16 protein-coding genes and 1 pseudogene are annotated in these 14,325 nt (G+C 72.4%); 8 read left to right on the forward strand and 9 right to left on the reverse strand.

The features are described 5' to 3' along the window. Window positions 1-32 precede the first annotated feature (32 nt). Together ABD830_RS18405 and ABD830_RS18410 are read left to right on the forward strand one after the other, a co-directional pair. A complete protein-coding gene (locus ABD830_RS18405; protein ID WP_344988605.1) occupies window positions 33-509 on the forward strand; it encodes a MarR family winged helix-turn-helix transcriptional regulator in 477 nt (158 codons plus the stop codon). A 222-nt stretch (window positions 510-731) separates the two neighbouring features. Further along, window positions 732-2,180 carry an RICIN domain-containing protein gene (locus ABD830_RS18410; RefSeq protein WP_344988607.1) on the forward strand — a complete coding sequence of 483 codons (1,449 nt, stop codon included), beginning with the start codon at window positions 732-734 and terminating at the stop codon, window positions 2,178-2,180. 16 nt (window positions 2,181-2,196) lie between these two features. Here the strand turns inward: ABD830_RS18410 and ABD830_RS18415 are convergent, their stop codons facing one another. Both ABD830_RS18415 and ABD830_RS18420 read right to left on the reverse strand, forming a co-directional pair. Beyond that, a complete protein-coding gene (locus ABD830_RS18415; RefSeq protein WP_344988609.1) occupies window positions 2,197-3,075 on the reverse strand; it encodes an ABC transporter ATP-binding protein in 879 nt (292 codons plus the stop codon). 12 nt (window positions 3,076-3,087) lie between these two features. Beyond that, window positions 3,088-3,708: a TetR/AcrR family transcriptional regulator gene (locus ABD830_RS18420; RefSeq protein ID WP_344988611.1), complete on the reverse strand. Its 621-nt coding sequence runs from the start codon at window positions 3,706-3,708 to the stop codon at window positions 3,088-3,090. Window positions 3,709-3,888: 180 nt separating this feature from the next. On the opposite strand from ABD830_RS18420, the pseudogene manA reads away from it, so the two are divergent. The 4 genes and pseudogenes from manA to ABD830_RS18440 all read left to right on the forward strand — a co-directional run. Next, window positions 3,889-4,782 (forward strand): annotated as a pseudogene (gene manA / locus ABD830_RS18425) (mannose-6-phosphate isomerase, class I); the annotation flags it as partial. A gap of 1 nt (window position 4,783) precedes the next feature. Continuing rightward, window positions 4,784-5,026 (forward strand): hypothetical protein, encoded by a 243-nt coding sequence (locus tag ABD830_RS18430; RefSeq protein WP_344988613.1) that lies wholly within the window; start codon window positions 4,784-4,786, stop codon window positions 5,024-5,026. A 144-nt stretch (window positions 5,027-5,170) separates the two neighbouring features. Then, entirely contained in the window at window positions 5,171-5,923 is a 753-nt protein-coding gene (locus ABD830_RS18435; RefSeq protein ID WP_344988615.1) for a dienelactone hydrolase family protein, read from the forward strand. A gap of 116 nt (window positions 5,924-6,039) precedes the next feature. Next, window positions 6,040-6,666: a flavin reductase family protein gene (locus ABD830_RS18440; RefSeq protein WP_344988726.1), complete on the forward strand. Its 627-nt coding sequence runs from the start codon at window positions 6,040-6,042 to the stop codon at window positions 6,664-6,666. Between the two features lie 21 nt (window positions 6,667-6,687). Here ABD830_RS18440 and ABD830_RS18445 read toward each other — a convergent pair whose 3' ends face one another. Then, on the reverse strand, window positions 6,688-8,280 hold the full coding sequence (locus ABD830_RS18445) for an FAD-dependent oxidoreductase (protein WP_344988617.1): 1,593 nt from the start codon (window positions 8,278-8,280) through the stop codon (window positions 6,688-6,690). A 96-nt stretch (window positions 8,281-8,376) separates the two neighbouring features. Between ABD830_RS18445 and ABD830_RS18450 the strand changes: the two genes are divergently transcribed. After that, window positions 8,377-8,955, forward strand: a complete 579-nt coding sequence (locus tag ABD830_RS18450; protein ID WP_344988618.1) for a helix-turn-helix domain-containing protein — start codon at window positions 8,377-8,379, stop codon at window positions 8,953-8,955. Between the two features lie 91 nt (window positions 8,956-9,046). Beyond that, window positions 9,047-9,628, forward strand: a complete 582-nt coding sequence (locus tag ABD830_RS18455; protein ID WP_344988619.1) for an Rv1733c family protein — start codon at window positions 9,047-9,049, stop codon at window positions 9,626-9,628. A 228-nt stretch (window positions 9,629-9,856) separates the two neighbouring features. Here the strand turns inward: ABD830_RS18455 and ABD830_RS18460 are convergent, their stop codons facing one another. From ABD830_RS18460 to ABD830_RS18485, 6 genes are all read right to left on the reverse strand, one after another. After that, the gene (locus tag ABD830_RS18460) at window positions 9,857-10,315 is read right to left on the reverse strand and encodes a VOC family protein (RefSeq protein WP_344988621.1); all 459 of its coding nucleotides are present in this window, start codon (window positions 10,313-10,315) and stop codon (window positions 9,857-9,859) included. Between the two features lie 62 nt (window positions 10,316-10,377). Next, a complete protein-coding gene (locus ABD830_RS18465; RefSeq protein WP_344988623.1) occupies window positions 10,378-11,271 on the reverse strand; it encodes an ABC transporter permease in 894 nt (297 codons plus the stop codon). A gap of 41 nt (window positions 11,272-11,312) precedes the next feature. Continuing rightward, window positions 11,313-12,119, reverse strand: a complete 807-nt coding sequence (locus ABD830_RS18470) for a hypothetical protein (RefSeq protein ID WP_344988625.1) — start codon at window positions 12,117-12,119, stop codon at window positions 11,313-11,315. 106 nt (window positions 12,120-12,225) lie between these two features. Further along, complete coding sequence (locus ABD830_RS18475; RefSeq protein ID WP_344988627.1) at window positions 12,226-12,882, reverse strand: helix-turn-helix domain-containing protein; 657 nt, start codon at window positions 12,880-12,882, stop codon at window positions 12,226-12,228. A gap of 154 nt (window positions 12,883-13,036) precedes the next feature. Beyond that, entirely contained in the window at window positions 13,037-13,825 is a 789-nt protein-coding gene (locus ABD830_RS18480) for a putative protein N(5)-glutamine methyltransferase (RefSeq protein ID WP_344988628.1), read from the reverse strand. Continuing rightward, on the reverse strand, window positions 13,822-14,283 hold the full coding sequence (locus ABD830_RS18485) for a winged helix-turn-helix transcriptional regulator (protein ID WP_344988630.1): 462 nt from the start codon (window positions 14,281-14,283) through the stop codon (window positions 13,822-13,824). Before ABD830_RS18485 ends, ABD830_RS18480 begins: the two co-directional genes overlap by 4 nt. Between the last annotated feature and the right edge of the window lie 42 nt (window positions 14,284-14,325).

The raw sequence follows: 14,325 nt of genomic DNA on the forward strand, positions 1-14,325 counted from the left end.
TCGCTTTCCGAATCAAGCAGAGGGTCGGCGGCATGGTCAAGGCAACAGGTGAGCACATGGGAGTCGTCTCCGGGCTGGTGCGCGCCTCCTTCCTGGTGAGCGCCGTGTACGCCGAGTCGGCGCGCGAGTACGGGATCACCTCGCAGCAGGGACAGCTCCTGTGCGTGCTGATGGCGCAGCCGTACGGGATGAGCGCGCTGGGCGGGATCCTGGGCCTGGCCAAGTCCAGCCTCACCGAGCTGGTCGACCGCAGCGCGCAGCGGGGCCTGGTGCGCCGCGAGCCGGACCCGCGCGACGGGCGCGCCGTACGGGTGGCGCTCACCGACCGGGGCAGCGAGCTGGCCGAGGACTTCTACACCGAGACGTGCCGCCGGATCGACCAGCTTCCCGCGGGCCTGACGGCGGACGAGCGCGCCGCGCTGGCCGGGCTGCTGGGCCGCGTGGTCGAGGACAACCAGGTCCCGGTGGTCTTCCTGGAGCCGGCCGACACCGCCTCCCACAAGCGCTGACCTTGAGCCGGCCGGCGGGCATCGAGGCGCTGGCCCGGGACCCGGCCGGCGGGCGGACGGGAGCTGGCCCGGGACCCGGCCGGCGGGCGGACGGGAGCTGGCCCGGGACCCGGCCGGCGGCCAGGCGGGAGCTGAAAGTTTCAGCCCCGACGTGCGCGGATGCCGGCGGAGCGAGCGCGGCGCTGGCCTGCCCGCTCAGGCCGGTCCTATGGTGAGGCGGCCATGTCCCGTGTCCTCGCCCTCCTGGCCGGGCTGTGCCTGGCACTCGCGCTCCCGCCCGCCACCGCCGCGGCGCGGGCCACACCCCTCAGTGGGTCTGTCGCCGCTCCCGTCACTGTGCCGGTCGGCGCCCAGTTCACCGACACGTCGGGAAATCTGCTGCACGCCCACGGCGGGGGTGTGATCAAGGTCGGCTCGTACTACTACTGGTTCGGGGAGAACCGCAACGCCGACGGCACCTTCCGGTACGTCTCCGCCTACCGCTCGGCCGACCTGCGCACGTGGGAGTTCCGCAACCACGTGCTCACCCAGTCCAGCGCAGCCGAGCTGCAGGTGGCCAACATCGAGCGCCCGAAGGTCGTCTACAACGCCTCGACCGGCCAGTTCGTCATGTGGATGCACAAGGAGAACGGCCGCGACTACGGCGAGGCGCGGGCGGCTGTGGCGGTCTCGAACACGGTGGACGGCGCCTACACCTACCTGCGCAGCTTCCGCCCGCTCGGCCACATGTCGCGTGACATCACCGCGTTCGTCGACACCGACGGCACCGCGTACATGATCTCGGCCGCGAACGAGAACTACGACCTGCACGTCTACCGGCTGACCGCCGACTACACCGACGTGGCCGCCCTGGCGCGGAAGTGGGCCGGCGACCACCGCGAGGCGCCGGCGATGTTCAAGCGCAACGGCGTGTACTTCATGCTGACCTCCGCCGCCACCGGCTGGCAGCCCAACCAGGCCCAGTACGCCACCGCCACCAGCATCACCGGCACGTGGAGCGCCTGGCAGAACGTGGGCGACTCCACCACGTTCGGCTCGCAGCCGGCGTACGTGCTGCCGGTGCAGGGCACCTCCGGCACGTCGTACCTGTACCTGGGCGACCGGTGGGCCGGCGCGTGGGGCGGCCCCGTCAACGACTCCCGCTACGTGTGGCTGCCGGTCCAGTTCCCGAGCGGCACGTCCATGAGCCTGACCTACGCCCGGCAGCTCACCGTCGACGCCGCCACCGGCACGATCACCACGACCGGCACCGGCTACGACCGGCTGGCGGTACGCCACTCGGGCAAGTGCGCCGACGTGCGCAACGCCTCCACCGCCAACGCGGCCGCCGTCATCCAGTACTCCTGCGGCGGCGGCACGAACCAGCAGTGGCGCATCCAGTCGATCAGCGGCGGCTACGTGCAGATCGTGGCCCGCCACTCCGGCAAGTGCCTGGACGTGGACGGCGCCTCGACCGCCGACGGGGCCGCCGTCCAGCAGTACGCCTGCGGCACCGGCACCAACCAGCAGTGGACGCTGCAGGACGCGGGCGGCGGCTACCTGCGGCTGGTGGCCAGGCACTCGGGCAAGTGCGCCGACCTGCCCTCCTCGTCGCAGGCCGACGACGTCCAGTTCAAGCAGTACGCGTGCAACGGCGGCCAGAACCAGCAGTTCACCCGCACCCCACTGTGAGGAGGCGGGCACCCGGTCAGCGCACGGTCTCGTAGTGGCGCAGGAACAGCTCCTCCAGCGTCGGCGGCCGGCTGACCAGGCTGCGCACGCCCGCGTCGGTGAGCCGCCGCAGCGCCTGGTCCAGCGCCGGGTTGTCCACCGTGAACCGCACCCGCCCGTCGCCGGCGGTGAGGTCGTGCACGCCGGGCAGCCCGGCCAGCCCGTCCGGCGGCCCCGCCAGCTCCGCCTCGATCGACGTTCGTGTCAGGTGCCGCAGCTCCGCCAGCGTGCCCGTCTCGACCGTCCGTCCGTCACGGACGATCGTCACCCGGTCGCACAGCGCCTCCACCTCGGCCAGGATGTGGCTCGACAGCAGCACCGTACGCCGCGGCTCCTTGACGCACTCCCGGAACACCTCCTCCATCAACGGGTCGAGCCCGGAGGTGGGCTCGTCGAGGATCAGCAGCTCCGCGTCCGAGGCCAGCGCCGCCACGAGGGCCACCTTCTGCCGGTTGCCCTTGGAGTACGTGCGGGCCTTCTTGCGCGGGTCCAGGTCGAACCGCTCCAGCAGCTCCGCCTTGCGCCGCTCGTCCAGGCCACCGCGTAACCGTCCGAGCAGGTCGATCGCCTCGCCGCCCGACAGGTTGGGCCACAAGGTCACATCGCCCGGCACGTACGCCAGCCGCCGGTGCAGTTCGGTCGCCTCCGACCACGGATCGCCGCCCAGCAGCCGGACGGTGCCCGCGTCGGGCCGTACCATGCCCAGCAGGATCCGGATCGTCGTGCTCTTCCCCGCTCCGTTGGGCCCCAGGAAACCGTGCACCTCGCCGGTGCGCACGGTGAGATCGAGGCCGTCCAGCGCCCTGGTCGACCCGAACGTCTTCACCAGTCCCTGCACAGCGATGGCGTCAGCCATGGCGATGCTCCTTCACGTGTCATGACCCCGATCGAGGGCCTTCCTGGCCTCCGCGGCCTCTTCGAGGCTGAGCAGCGGGTGGGAGTAGATGTCGAGCATCACCCGCATCAGCTTGGCCTGCCCCTCCGGGCTGGTCAGGTCGGCGTCCAGGCCGCGTTCGACGTGCCGGCGGAGGACCGTGACCGACAGCGCCATCGCGGTGATCAGCGCCGAACGGGACCGCGCGTCGACGTCGGGCCGGTCGGGGCGGCTCTTGTCGGCCTCCGCGATCCATCGCTCGCCGATGTCGACCATCTCGTCGAACAGCGGCGCCGCCCAGCCCTCCGTCAGCGCCCGCGCCAGGTAGGGCTGGTAGGGCCCCATCACCGCGACCGGGTTCAGGCCGGCCCGAGGATCGCGCGCGGCGTCCTCGTGCAGCTTGTGGATGAGCTTCACCAGGTGCTGGTCGCACGCCTCGCGCAGCGCCTCCTTCGAGCCGAAGTGGTGACGCACCAGGCCCAGGGAAACCCCGGCGGTCTCGGCGATCCCGCGGATCGTCGCCCGCTCGAAGCCGTGCTCACCGATATGCCGCATCGCCGCGTCCCTGATCCGCGCACGCGCGGTGAGGTCCTCCGGATCCGGTACGGTCGTCATCCCATTCCTCTGTATAGCCAACTGTTCATACGAAAAGCAGGCTATACCCACGTATAGTCCCGGCGCAACGTGCGGCCCGCGCCTCGACTACGCACATCGGCCCGTCCCGTTCTACGCTCCATCACGACGATTGGAGCCACCGCCGTGCCACAGACCGACCTCCCGACGGCCGCCGCGCCCATGCGCCTGACCACCGCCATCCGGCCCTACGACTGGGGCTCGGTCACGGCGCTCCCCCACCTGTTCGGGACCGAGCCCACCGGCAGGCCCCAGGCCGAGCTCTGGATGGGCGCCCACCCCGGCGACCCCTCCACCGTCGCCGGCATCCCGCTGAACGAGCTCATCGCCCACGACCCCGCCGCCACCCTCGGCGAGCCCACCGCCGCCCGCTTCGGCCCCGCGCTCCCCTACCTGCTCAAGGTCCTGGCCATCGAACGTCCGCTCTCCCTCCAGGTCCACCCCTCCACCGCGCAGGCCGAGGCCGGGTTCGCCGACGAGAACGCCCGGGGCGTCCCCATCGACGACCCGGCGCGCACGTACAAGGACGCCTCGCACAAGCCCGAGATGGTCTGCGCGCTCACCCCGTTCCACGGCCTGTGCGGCTTCCGCGACCCCGCCGCCGCCGCGGACCTCCTCGACCGTCTGGCCCTGCCGGACCTTCGCCCCTGGGCCGACCTGCTCAGATCGGGCGGCCTGCGGGAGGTGTTCGCCCAGATGCTCGACGAGGCCAACCGGCCGCTGCGCGCCCAGGTCGAGCAGGCCCTGCTCGACCTGGACGGCGACCCCGACCTGGCCGTGTACGGCGACATCGCCCGCGCCTGCCCCGGCGATCCCGGCGTCACCGCCGCCCTCCTGCTCCACCACGTCAACCTGCTCCCCGGCCAGGCCCTCTACCTCGGCGCCGGAGTCCCCCACGCCTACCTCGGCGGCATCGGCGTCGAGATCATGGCCAACTCCGACAACGTGCTGCGCTGCGGCCTCACCACCAAGCACATCGACGTGCCGGAGCTCATGCGCGTCGTGGACTTCACGCCCTCGGAGCCGCACCTGGTACGGCCCGAGGAGGACGTGCGGGGTGAGCATCACTACCGGCCACCGGCCCCCGAGTTCGCCCTTGCCCGCTACGACCTGGAGACCCCCCCACTCGCTGACCGGAGGCGTTCCCCAGATCGTCGTCTGCGTCGACGGCGAGGCCCACCTCGGAGACCTGACGCTGCGGCCGGGCGAGTCCGCGTTCATCCCGGCGGCCGTCCCCTCGGTGCGGCTCTCCGGCAAGGGGACGGCGTACTGCGCCTCGCCGGGCGCCTTTACGATGTAGATTTATATGTGATACGTTCAGCGTCGCCGTGCACCGCTGCGACCCGAGGAGGTGAGACCGATCAACGCTGTGACAGGTCGGGGCTCCCTCCTTCGCATGGTCTAGGGAGCGCCCGAAAAGGCATCCCGAAAGGCTCGAAACGCTGTGCGCTTCACCTCTCAGACGTCGTCGGACGGCGTCACCGAACAACTCTTCATCCTCGGCGAGACCCCCGGCGTGCTGTGGACGCCGCAGGACGCCCTCGGCACTCGCCCCGTGATCCTCATGGGGCACGGCGGCGGGCAGCACAAAAAGGCTCCCGGCGTCGAGGCCCGCGCGCGCCGCTTCGTCGCCGAGGGTGGTTTCGCGGTCGTCGCGATCGACGCGCCCCACCACGGCGAGCGGCCGAAAGGCGAGGCGTTCAACCGGCTCGCGGCCGAGAACCGGGCCCTCATAGCCGCCGGCGAGAATCCGGCCGCGCTGGTCCCCGCCATGCACGAACTCCTGGCCGGGCAGGCCGTCGCGGAATGGCAGGCGGTCCTGACCGCGGTCCAGCAGCTCGACCACGTCGGCGCCGGACCGGTGGGCTATTGGGGCCTGTCGATGGGCTGCGGGCTCGGTGTCCCGCTCGTCGCCGCCGAACCCCGGGTCCGCGCCGCGGTGCTGGGCCTGCTCGGGTGGTCCGGGCTGGCCGGGACCGCCGCGCGCATCACCGTGCCGGTGGAGTTCCTCCTCCAGTGGGACGATCGGCTGGTGCCGCGGGACCAGGGCCTGGCGCTGTTCGACGCCCTGGCCTCTCCGGACAAGACGCTGCACGCCAACCCCGGCGATCACGGGGAGGTCCCCGCGTTCGAGACGGACAGCTCGCTGCGCTTCTTCACCCGGCATCTCGGCCAGGACGCGCCCGCGCCCGTGTGATTCCCGAACCGCACGGCGTGCTCAACGGCATCGAGCACACCGTGCGGCCGGCCGGAGGCAGAGGCGCGGATACGTTTCGCCGCCGGCTTGAACGTCGCGTTCCTAGGCTCCCTGGCATGAACACGGTGACTGCCGCCACTCATGTGACCATCGAGCCGAGCATCCTGTACTTCGGGACGCCGGTCGTCCTGCTCTCCACGGAGAACCCGGACGGGACCTTCAACCTCGCCCCGATGTCCTCCGCCTGGGCGCTGGGCAACGTGATCGTGCTCGGGCTGGGCGCCGAGGGGCAGACCGCGCGCAACCTGATGAGCCGCCCCGACGTGGTGATCAATTTGCCCGCTCCCCACCAGTGGGCGGCGGTCGAGCGACTGGCTTCTCTCACGGGCCGTCACCCGGTGCCGGCGAGCAAGCCCGCGGGCTGCCGTTACGAGCCGGACAAGTTCGGCGCGGCCGGGCTGCGGCCCTCGCCGTCCGAGACGGTACGGCCGCCACGCGTGGCCGAGTGCCCGATCCAGTTCGAGGCGCGGGCGGAACGCGTGGGGCACGACGTCTCCGGGTCGTTCGTCATCGCCGAGGCCGTCGTGGGGAAGGTGCACGCGAACCCGCGCCTCGTCGTGCCCGGTACGCACCACGTGGACCCGGGCGCGTGGAGCCCGCTCATCTACAACTTCCGCCACTACTTCGGCCTCGGCCCCGAGCTCGGCCACTCCTACCGCAGCCAGACGCCCCGCACCCGGTGAGGGTCCGGGCAGCCTGCCCGCTCAGCGCAGCCGCCGCACCTTGAGCACATTGTCCGTACGGGTGCCGGGGTGGCCGTCGGGTCCGTGCTGGGTGCGCTCGTACTCCTCGTTGACCAGCACCTCCCACTCCCCCTCCGGCAGTTCGAGAGCGTCGAGGACGTCCTGCGGCGTGGGGAAGTGCGCCTCGAAGGGCGGGTTCTCCACCCAGGACGCCCAGCCCCCGTGCCCGACCACCAGCAGCACCCCGCCGGGAGCGACGGCCGACGCGGCGGCGCGCAGGATCGTCTCGCGCGGCATGTCACGAGGGGAGTGCAGGAAACAGGCGGAGACGAGGTCGTACGTGCCCTCGGGGAAGGACACGGACAGGTCGTGCTGCTGCCAGTCGATGCGGTCGGCCACCCCCGCGCCGCCGGCGTGCTCGGCGGCGCGTTCGAGCGCCACGCCGGAGACGTCGGCCGCGGTGACGCGCCACCCCTGCCCGGCGAGCCAGATCGCGTCGGCGCCCTCGCCGCACCCGAGGTCCAGCGCCGTGCCGGGCTCGAGGTGCGTCGCCTCGCGCACCAGCATGACGTTGGGGTTGCCGCTCCACATCTGCGTGCTCTGGCCGTAACGAGCGTCCCAGTACGCCTCGTCGGACTCGTACGACTCCTGGGAGCCGTGGGCCCAGGCCCGGGCGGCCACCGCGCGCCGGGTCTCCTCGGCGATCAGGTCGGCGTTGATCGCCCCCGCCGCCCGTACGCCCGCCGCCGCGGCGGCGATGACCTGATCGGTCAGGCCGGTCACGTTCCCCGCCACCCAGACCCCCGGCACGCTGGTGGCGCCCGAGTGGTCGGCGGGCACGCGGGTGCCGATCACGTACCCGGCCATCTCCTGCTCCTCCGTCTCCAGCCCCAGCCCCGCGAGCAGGCCCGCGCGGGCGGTGAGGCGGCCGGCGGCGGCGAGAGCCCGGCACGCGACCACCCGCCCGTCGGCGAGCCGTACCCCGGTGAGCCGGTCGTCCGTCACCTCCAGGCCCGTCACCTTCCCCTCCACCACGGTGACGCCCCTGGCGGCGAGCTGCTCGCGCTGCTGCGCGTCGGGCTCGGGCGCGGTGTGCAGGAAGAGGGTCACGTTCTCGCTCCACTGCCGCCACAGCAGCGCCTGGTGAACGGCGAGCGGGCCCGTCCCCAGGACCCCGATGGCCTGGTCGCGCACCTCCCAGCCGTGGCAGTACGGGCAGTGCAGCACGTCCCGTCCCCACCGCTCGGCCAGGTCCGGCACGTCCGGCAGCTCGTCGACCAGGCCGGTGGTGACCAGCAGCCGGTCCGCCTCGACCGCGGAACCGTCGTCGAGCACGACACGGAAGCCCCCTCCGTCCAGGCGTTCGGCGGTCTCGACGGTGCCCGTCACGATCTCCCCGCCGTACCCGGTCACCTCCTCCCGGCCGGCGGCCAGCAGCTCCAGCGGCGCGACGCCCTCACGCCCCAGGTACGTGTGCACGCCCTCGGCGGGGGCGTTGCGCGGCCGTCCCGCGTCGATGACCAGCACCTTGCGCCGCGCCCTGCCCAGCGTGAGCGCCCCGCTCAGCCCGGCGGCCCCGCCACCGACGACCACCACGTCATACTTCGCGTCCATCACGCGTCTCCTCTCGATCGTTCCCGGCTGCGCCAACTGTCCGTGATCGGCCGACGAGTTGACAAATATCGTTGCCGAAATGGCAAAGTAGGGCGCATGGACCTCGACGACGTGCTCCACTCCGTCGGCCCGCGGCTCCGGGCGCTGCGCCAGGAGCGCGGGGCGACGCTGACGCAGCTGTCCGGGAGCACCGGCATCTCCGTCAGCACGCTGTCACGGCTGGAGTCCGGGCAGCGCAAACCGACCCTGGAGCTGCTCCTACTGCTGGCCCAGGCCCATCAGGTGCAGCTCGACGAGCTGATCGACGCGCCCGTGACCGGCGATCCGCGTGTGCACATGCGCCCGTTCAAACGCCACGACATGACGTACGTCCAGCTGAGCCGCCGGCCCGGCGGGATGCAGGCGTACAAGCAGATCTACCCGCCGCGCTGGCCGGGGTTCGAGCCCGAGCAGAGGGTCCATGAGGGCTACGAGTGGCTGTACGTCCTGTCCGGGCGACTACGGCTGCTCCTCGGGGAGCACGATGTGATCCTCACGCCGGGCGAGGTGGCGGAGTTCGACACGAGGACGCCGCATGCGTTCAGCAACCCCGGCGATGAGCCGACGGAGGTCCTGGCGCTGTTCGGTCCGCAGGGTGAGCGCATGCACGTCCGCGCCCGGCCCGCCGCCCGCTGACCACGCTCCCGTTCCGCCGAGGTCCGGCGGCGGGGTTTGATGGCGGGTTTGATGGCGGGGGCACGTGGCAGTCGGGTGCATGATGAAGCACGTGATCGAGTCCGTGAAGCGGTGGGTGCGCGGGCACCGGCCGGACGGCAATCCACTGCGGCGGCGCTCCGACCGCCTGGAGAGCGCCGCGCTGGCGATGGCGGCGCTGCTCGTCCTGCTCAGCGTGTGGCCGGCGGTCATGGCGGGGCGGGAGGCGTACGAGGAGGCGCGGCATGCGGGCGCCGCACGCCGGACTGTGGAGGCGACGTTGCTGGCGGACGCGCCGGTCACGCGCCTGTCGTTCGGGGAGGTCTCCCGTGGCGGGCTGACCTCCGCGCGGTGGACGGCGCCTTCCGGGCTGGAGCGCACCGGCCAGGTGCCGGCCCCGTCCCTGGCCAAGGCGGGTGCGAAGGTGCGGATCTGGGTCGGTCCCGATGGCCGGCGGGTCGCCGCGCCCCCGAGCCCCGCTGAGCTCCGGGTCACCGCCGTGGTGACGGCGCTGCTGTTCGTGACCGTGGCGGCGGCGATCGCGCTCCTGGCGTTCGCCGGGTTCCGCCGGGTGCTCGACCGGGGCCGTTACCGTGCCTGGGAGGCCGCCTGGGCGCTGTCCGCCGAGCGGTGGCGGCGGCCGCGCCCGTCGTAGCGGTTTTCCCATACCGAAATCGCATGGTCAGCCATGCGCCTGATCAACGGCTCGCCCAGCTCACAGGCCAGATCAGTGCCGAACGCCCGCATGTGCGAGCGTCTATGGTGAAACGGAGTCACGTGTTCGCCCGCTTCATGGACGGGGTGCGGGCGCGGGGCGCCCGGTTCGGCCGGGCTGTGCTGGAGCCGCCCATGGCCGCCGCGGCGCCCCGCTGTCTCTCCTCGCTTACGCGTCCGTGCCGAAGCCGTCGAGCGCCTCGCGCTCCTCGAGGGTGCGCAGCTCCTGGAAGACCGTGATGTGCAGGTCCGCGGGCGCGTCCAGCCGCGAGTTCAGCGACTCCCAGGGCGTCACCGTGGGCGGCGCCACCTCCGACGCGCCCGCCGACACCAGCCGCTCGGTGGTGCCGCGCGCGTCGTCCACCTCGAACGCCACCCGGATCTTCGGCGCCACCTGACGCCCCACCTCGACATCGTCGATCATCTTCTTCTGCGCCGGGTTAGCGATCTCCAGCGTGGCCCGTCCGGCGTCCAGGATCGCCACCCGCGCGCCGTCATCGCCGGAGAACGCGGCCTGCTCGGGCAGGCCCAGCACGTCGCGGTAGAAGGCGACCGCGGCCTCGTAGTCCTCGGCCTCCACCACCAACCGGAGCTGGCGGACCGGGCGGTCTTCGTCGGGCGTGCTCATGGGGTCTCCTCCAAGGGACGGGGGCGTTCAGTCCCCTGCTCCAACCCGACCGCACCCGCCTTTCATCCCCGCCCGTAACGGTCTTCGGCCCGCCAGAAGTACCAGAAACCGGCGATCAGCGCGAAAACCGCCCAGAACACGCACGACACCCAGACCGTCCGCGGCGGGTCGTGGCTGCCGATGAGGAGGTCGCGCATCCATTCGATGTAGGAGGCCGCCGGGTTCAGGTACATCACCGTGGCCACCCACTCCGGCAGGCCCGCGCTGTTGACGACCTTGTCGTGGATGGCGAAGAACACCCCGGACGCGTACAGCCACGTACGCATGATGAACGGCAGCAACTGGTTCAGGTCGCGCATCGAGGCGCCCAGCCTGGCGAGCACCAGCCCGGCCCCGATGTTGAACGACGTCTGCAGCACCAGCACGACGGGGACCATCAGCCAGAACCACGTGAGCGGCTCCCCGGTGAGCAGCACGATCAGCAGCAGCACGCCCATGGAGATGGCCAGCTGCTGCAGCTCCTGGATCGTGTACGCCAGCGGCAGCGACGCCCGCGGGAAGTGCAGGGCGCGGATCAGCGACAGGTTCCCGGAGATCGACTTGGCGCCCGCGGTGGCGGTCCGCTGCGTGTACGTGAAGACGAACATCCCGGTGAGCAGGAACGCCGGGTAGTTGTCGACGTTCTTGCTGCCGCCCAGGATGAGCCCGAACATCACGTAGTAGATGGCCGCGTTCAGCAGCGGGGTGAGGACCTGCCACAGCTGGCCCAGGGCCGAGCCCGAGTACTTGGAGACGTTGCGCGAGGTCGCGTACGTCAGGATGAAGTGCCGCCGCTCCCACAGCCGGCGCACGTACACCGGGAGCCTGGGCCGCGCGATGGCGGGGCGCAGCCCGTGCCTCCTGGCGAGCTCGGCCAGCGACCCGCTCTCCGGCGCGGCGTTCTCCAGTTCGCTCATGCGCACCTCATCGGTGTTCATCGGGTCGGGGGCCGCGCCGGTCAGGGCATCGCGAGGGTCACTCCCGTCACGGCGAAGCGTTCGACGGCCGCCAGGTGTCCCCCGGTGGAGGCCACGACGGTCAGCGTACGTCCCGGCGTGGCCGTGAACGAGACCCGGGCCGACCACGGCGAGCCGCTGCCGCCGGCGCTCACGCAGCACCTCTGCCCCACCGGCGTGGCCGAGCCCGGCTGCCTCACCTGGACCCTGATGCTCTCGTCCACGCCCGAGATCCGCCCTCCCACGGTCAGCGGGGAGCGCACGACGGCGCCGTACCCGGGCTTGGTGAGCGAGAGCGAGGTGTCGTCGGTGCCGACCACCTCCCAGGGCGCGTCGCCGCCCGAGCCGTACCTGACCAGGTGCACGACGGCCGCGACCAGCGGTCGCGAGTTGTCCTCGCCGCGGTAGGCGACGTGCACCCGCGCGTGGGCGCCCTGTGCGACCGTCCTGGCGACCCGGTCGATCCCGGTGAAGCCGAGGTAGTCGCGGGTGAAGGCGAGCGCGGTACGGCGCGCGTCGAGGTGCCACGCCCCGCGGCCGTCCTTCCGGTACGCCCGCCGCCACGCCGCCACCTCGCCCGTGCCGGAGAACGGCCAGAGCGGCTGGTAGCGACCGGCGACCAGGCCGTCTCCCGGGCGGGACGCGCCGGTCGGACCGGTCGGCGAGGCGGTGGGGGTGGCCACGCTCGACGCGGGGGCGGCCGTCCGGGTGGCGGTCGTGGCTCGCTGCGCTCCGGCGTTCCCGCAGCCGGCGGCGGCGAGCCCGAGCACGACCAGCACCGGCAGGACATGCCGGGCAAGGGGTTTCATAGGGCTCCTCCTGACAGTGACGATCATGCTCGTCGCGTATGGAAGGTACCCCACCCGGCCCCGTCGTGACCTGGCGTTTCCGCCACTGGTTGATCTCCGGTGGCGGCTAGACGCCGTGGATGCGGCGGCCCGCGATCTGGTGCGGGACGATCCGGATGTAGAGGCGGCGCTCGCCGCCCGCCCACGGCGTGACGTCGGCGTCGGCCAACTCGGCCATCTCGTCCGGCGCCACGTGATGGCAAGGCCCCTGCACCAGGACGCTCCACCCTTCGCGGTTGGTCTCGTCGATCCGGTCGATCTCGAAGGCGATCTTGATGTCCACGCCTTCCAGCCCCGTGCGGAGGTCGCGGTCCATCGGGCCGCCCGAGGCCGTGCGGAAGACGATCGCGCCGTGGTGCATCGTGTAGTTGACGGGCAGCACCGCCGTCCCCCGGGGGCCCTGGAACGCGACCCGCCCGATCCCGCCCGGCTCGATCAGCCGCAGGCACTCCTCCCGGCCCAGCTCCTCCATCGTCGGGTTGGCCATGGCGGGCCCGTGCCCGGGCGGCCGGTCCCGGTCGCCGCCCAGCAGCTCGTGCACCGTGGTCTGCAGGGCGTCGGCCAGGCGGTAGAGGGCTCCGGCGTCGGCCGTGTCGGGGTTCTCCTCCAGGTACCGGAGGTAGCCCGGCGACATGCCCGCGCGCTCGGCGACCTGCTCGCGGGTCAGGCCGAGGCGCTCGCGGCAGTGGATGATGCGGCGTCCGAGATCTCCCGGGCCGGCCATGATGGCGCCTCCTCGCGTATGCGTACGGCGCGCGGTGCCGTTCAACCGGAGCCCGTCCGGACGCAGGCGTCGAGACGGGTGCCCATACTCGGACGCCTACCCACGCACGCCCCGGTCAGCCCTCACCTGACCAGGGCGAACGCCGGGAAGCGCGTCAAGAGCGGGTCCCGATGACCGTCGTGGCGTCCAGCTCCTCCGAGCGCGCCACACGGGCGGCCAGGCCCGCGCCCTCGACGGCCTCGGCGGTCGCGGCCGCCTGCCGCTCACCGGTCTCGACCAGCAGGTGGCCTCCCGGCGCGAGCCACCGCGGCGCTCCGGCGATCACCCGCCGTACGACGTCGAGCCCGTCGCCTCCGCCGTCGAGCGCGACGAGCGGCTCGTGCAGCCGGGCCTCGGCAGGCAGCAGCGCGACCGATTCTGAGGGTACGTACGGCGGGCTCGCGATCAGGATGTCCACCCGGCCCCGCAACGAGGCGGGCAGCGGCTCGTACAGATCGCCCTCGTAGACGTGACCGGCGGGCAGGTTGCGCCGGGCGCAGCGCACGGCGGCGGGGTCGAGGTCGCCGGCGTGCAGCTCGGCCCGCTCCAGCCCGGCGACGAGCGCCGCCCCCATCGCGCCGCTGCCGCAGCACAGGTCGAGGACGACCGGCGTCGCGGCGACCCGGCGGGCCAGCGCGACGGCCTGCCGGATGAGGAACTCGGTGCGCGGCCTGGGCACGAACACCCCGGGCTCCACGACCACCCGCAGCCCGCAGAACTCGGCCCAGCCGAGGACGTGCTGGAGGGGCTCTCCGTCCACGCGCCGCTCGACCATGGCGGCGAGCTCCTCAGGGGTGGCGGCGGTGGAGACGAGCAGCTGGGCCTCGTCCTCGGCGAACACGCAGCCGGCGGCGCGCAGCCTCGCGACGAGGGCGACGGACCCCTCCTCGCGCTCCGGCCTCACGTCATCCCCTGGCGGCCGGGGCCCGGCACGGCGACGACCTGGCGGGGGTCGGTGAACTCGCCGCACTCGTCGCACTCGAGCTTCTGCTCGACCGCCGCGCCGCAGACGGAGTGCCGGAACAGGGTCGGCGGCCCTTGGGGTGCCGCCCAGCGGTCGCCCCAGGCGTTCAGGGCCAGGATGACCGGCAGCAGATCGGCGGCCTTGTCGGTGGGCAGGTACTCGTAATGGTCGGCGTGGCCGCCGTAGGGCCGGCGCCGGAGGAAGCCCTCCCCGACCAGGTGATCGAGCCGGGCGGACAGCACGTTCCTGGCGAGGCCGAGGCTGGCCCGGAACTCGCCGAACGTCTTGAGATCGCGCAGCAGCACATCTCGCAGGATCAGCAGGGTCCACCGCTCTCCGACGAGCTCCAGGGTGCGGGCGGCGGAGCAGTTCTGCCCCTCGTAGGTTCGGCCGAGCATGACCTCATCTTAGTGGTTGCGTGATAGGACCAACCCTCGTAG

It is taken from the genome of Nonomuraea helvata (assembly GCF_039535785.1).
Classification (GTDB): domain Bacteria; phylum Actinomycetota; class Actinomycetes; order Streptosporangiales; family Streptosporangiaceae; genus Nonomuraea; species Nonomuraea helvata.

What these genes read in the sequence shown, in the direction of transcription:
- ABD830_RS18410 (WP_344988607.1), top strand. Translation starts at nt 732, where the DNA reads ATGTCCCGTGTCCTCGCCCTCCTGGCCGGGCTGTGCCTGGCACTCGCG.
- ABD830_RS18470 (WP_344988625.1), bottom strand. Translation starts at nt 12,119, where the DNA reads ATGAAACCCCTTGCCCGGCATGTCCTGCCGGTGCTGGTCGTGCTCGGG.
- ABD830_RS18420 (WP_344988611.1), bottom strand. Translation starts at nt 3,708, where the DNA reads ATGACGACCGTACCGGATCCGGAGGACCTCACCGCGCGTGCGCGGATC.
- ABD830_RS18450 (WP_344988618.1), top strand. Translation starts at nt 8,377, where the DNA reads ATGGACCTCGACGACGTGCTCCACTCCGTCGGCCCGCGGCTCCGGGCG.
- ABD830_RS18440 (WP_344988726.1), top strand. Translation starts at nt 6,040, where the DNA reads ATGAACACGGTGACTGCCGCCACTCATGTGACCATCGAGCCGAGCATC.
- ABD830_RS18445 (WP_344988617.1), bottom strand. Translation starts at nt 8,280, where the DNA reads ATGGACGCGAAGTATGACGTGGTGGTCGTCGGTGGCGGGGCCGCCGGG.
- ABD830_RS18460 (WP_344988621.1), bottom strand. Translation starts at nt 10,315, where the DNA reads ATGAGCACGCCCGACGAAGACCGCCCGGTCCGCCAGCTCCGGTTGGTG.
- ABD830_RS18465 (WP_344988623.1), bottom strand. Translation starts at nt 11,271, where the DNA reads ATGAGCGAACTGGAGAACGCCGCGCCGGAGAGCGGGTCGCTGGCCGAG.
- ABD830_RS18475 (WP_344988627.1), bottom strand. Translation starts at nt 12,882, where the DNA reads ATGGCCGGCCCGGGAGATCTCGGACGCCGCATCATCCACTGCCGCGAG.
- ABD830_RS18415 (WP_344988609.1), bottom strand. Translation starts at nt 3,075, where the DNA reads ATGGCTGACGCCATCGCTGTGCAGGGACTGGTGAAGACGTTCGGGTCG.
- ABD830_RS18405 (WP_344988605.1), top strand. Translation starts at nt 33, where the DNA reads ATGGTCAAGGCAACAGGTGAGCACATGGGAGTCGTCTCCGGGCTGGTG.
- ABD830_RS18485 (WP_344988630.1), bottom strand. Translation starts at nt 14,283, where the DNA reads ATGCTCGGCCGAACCTACGAGGGGCAGAACTGCTCCGCCGCCCGCACC.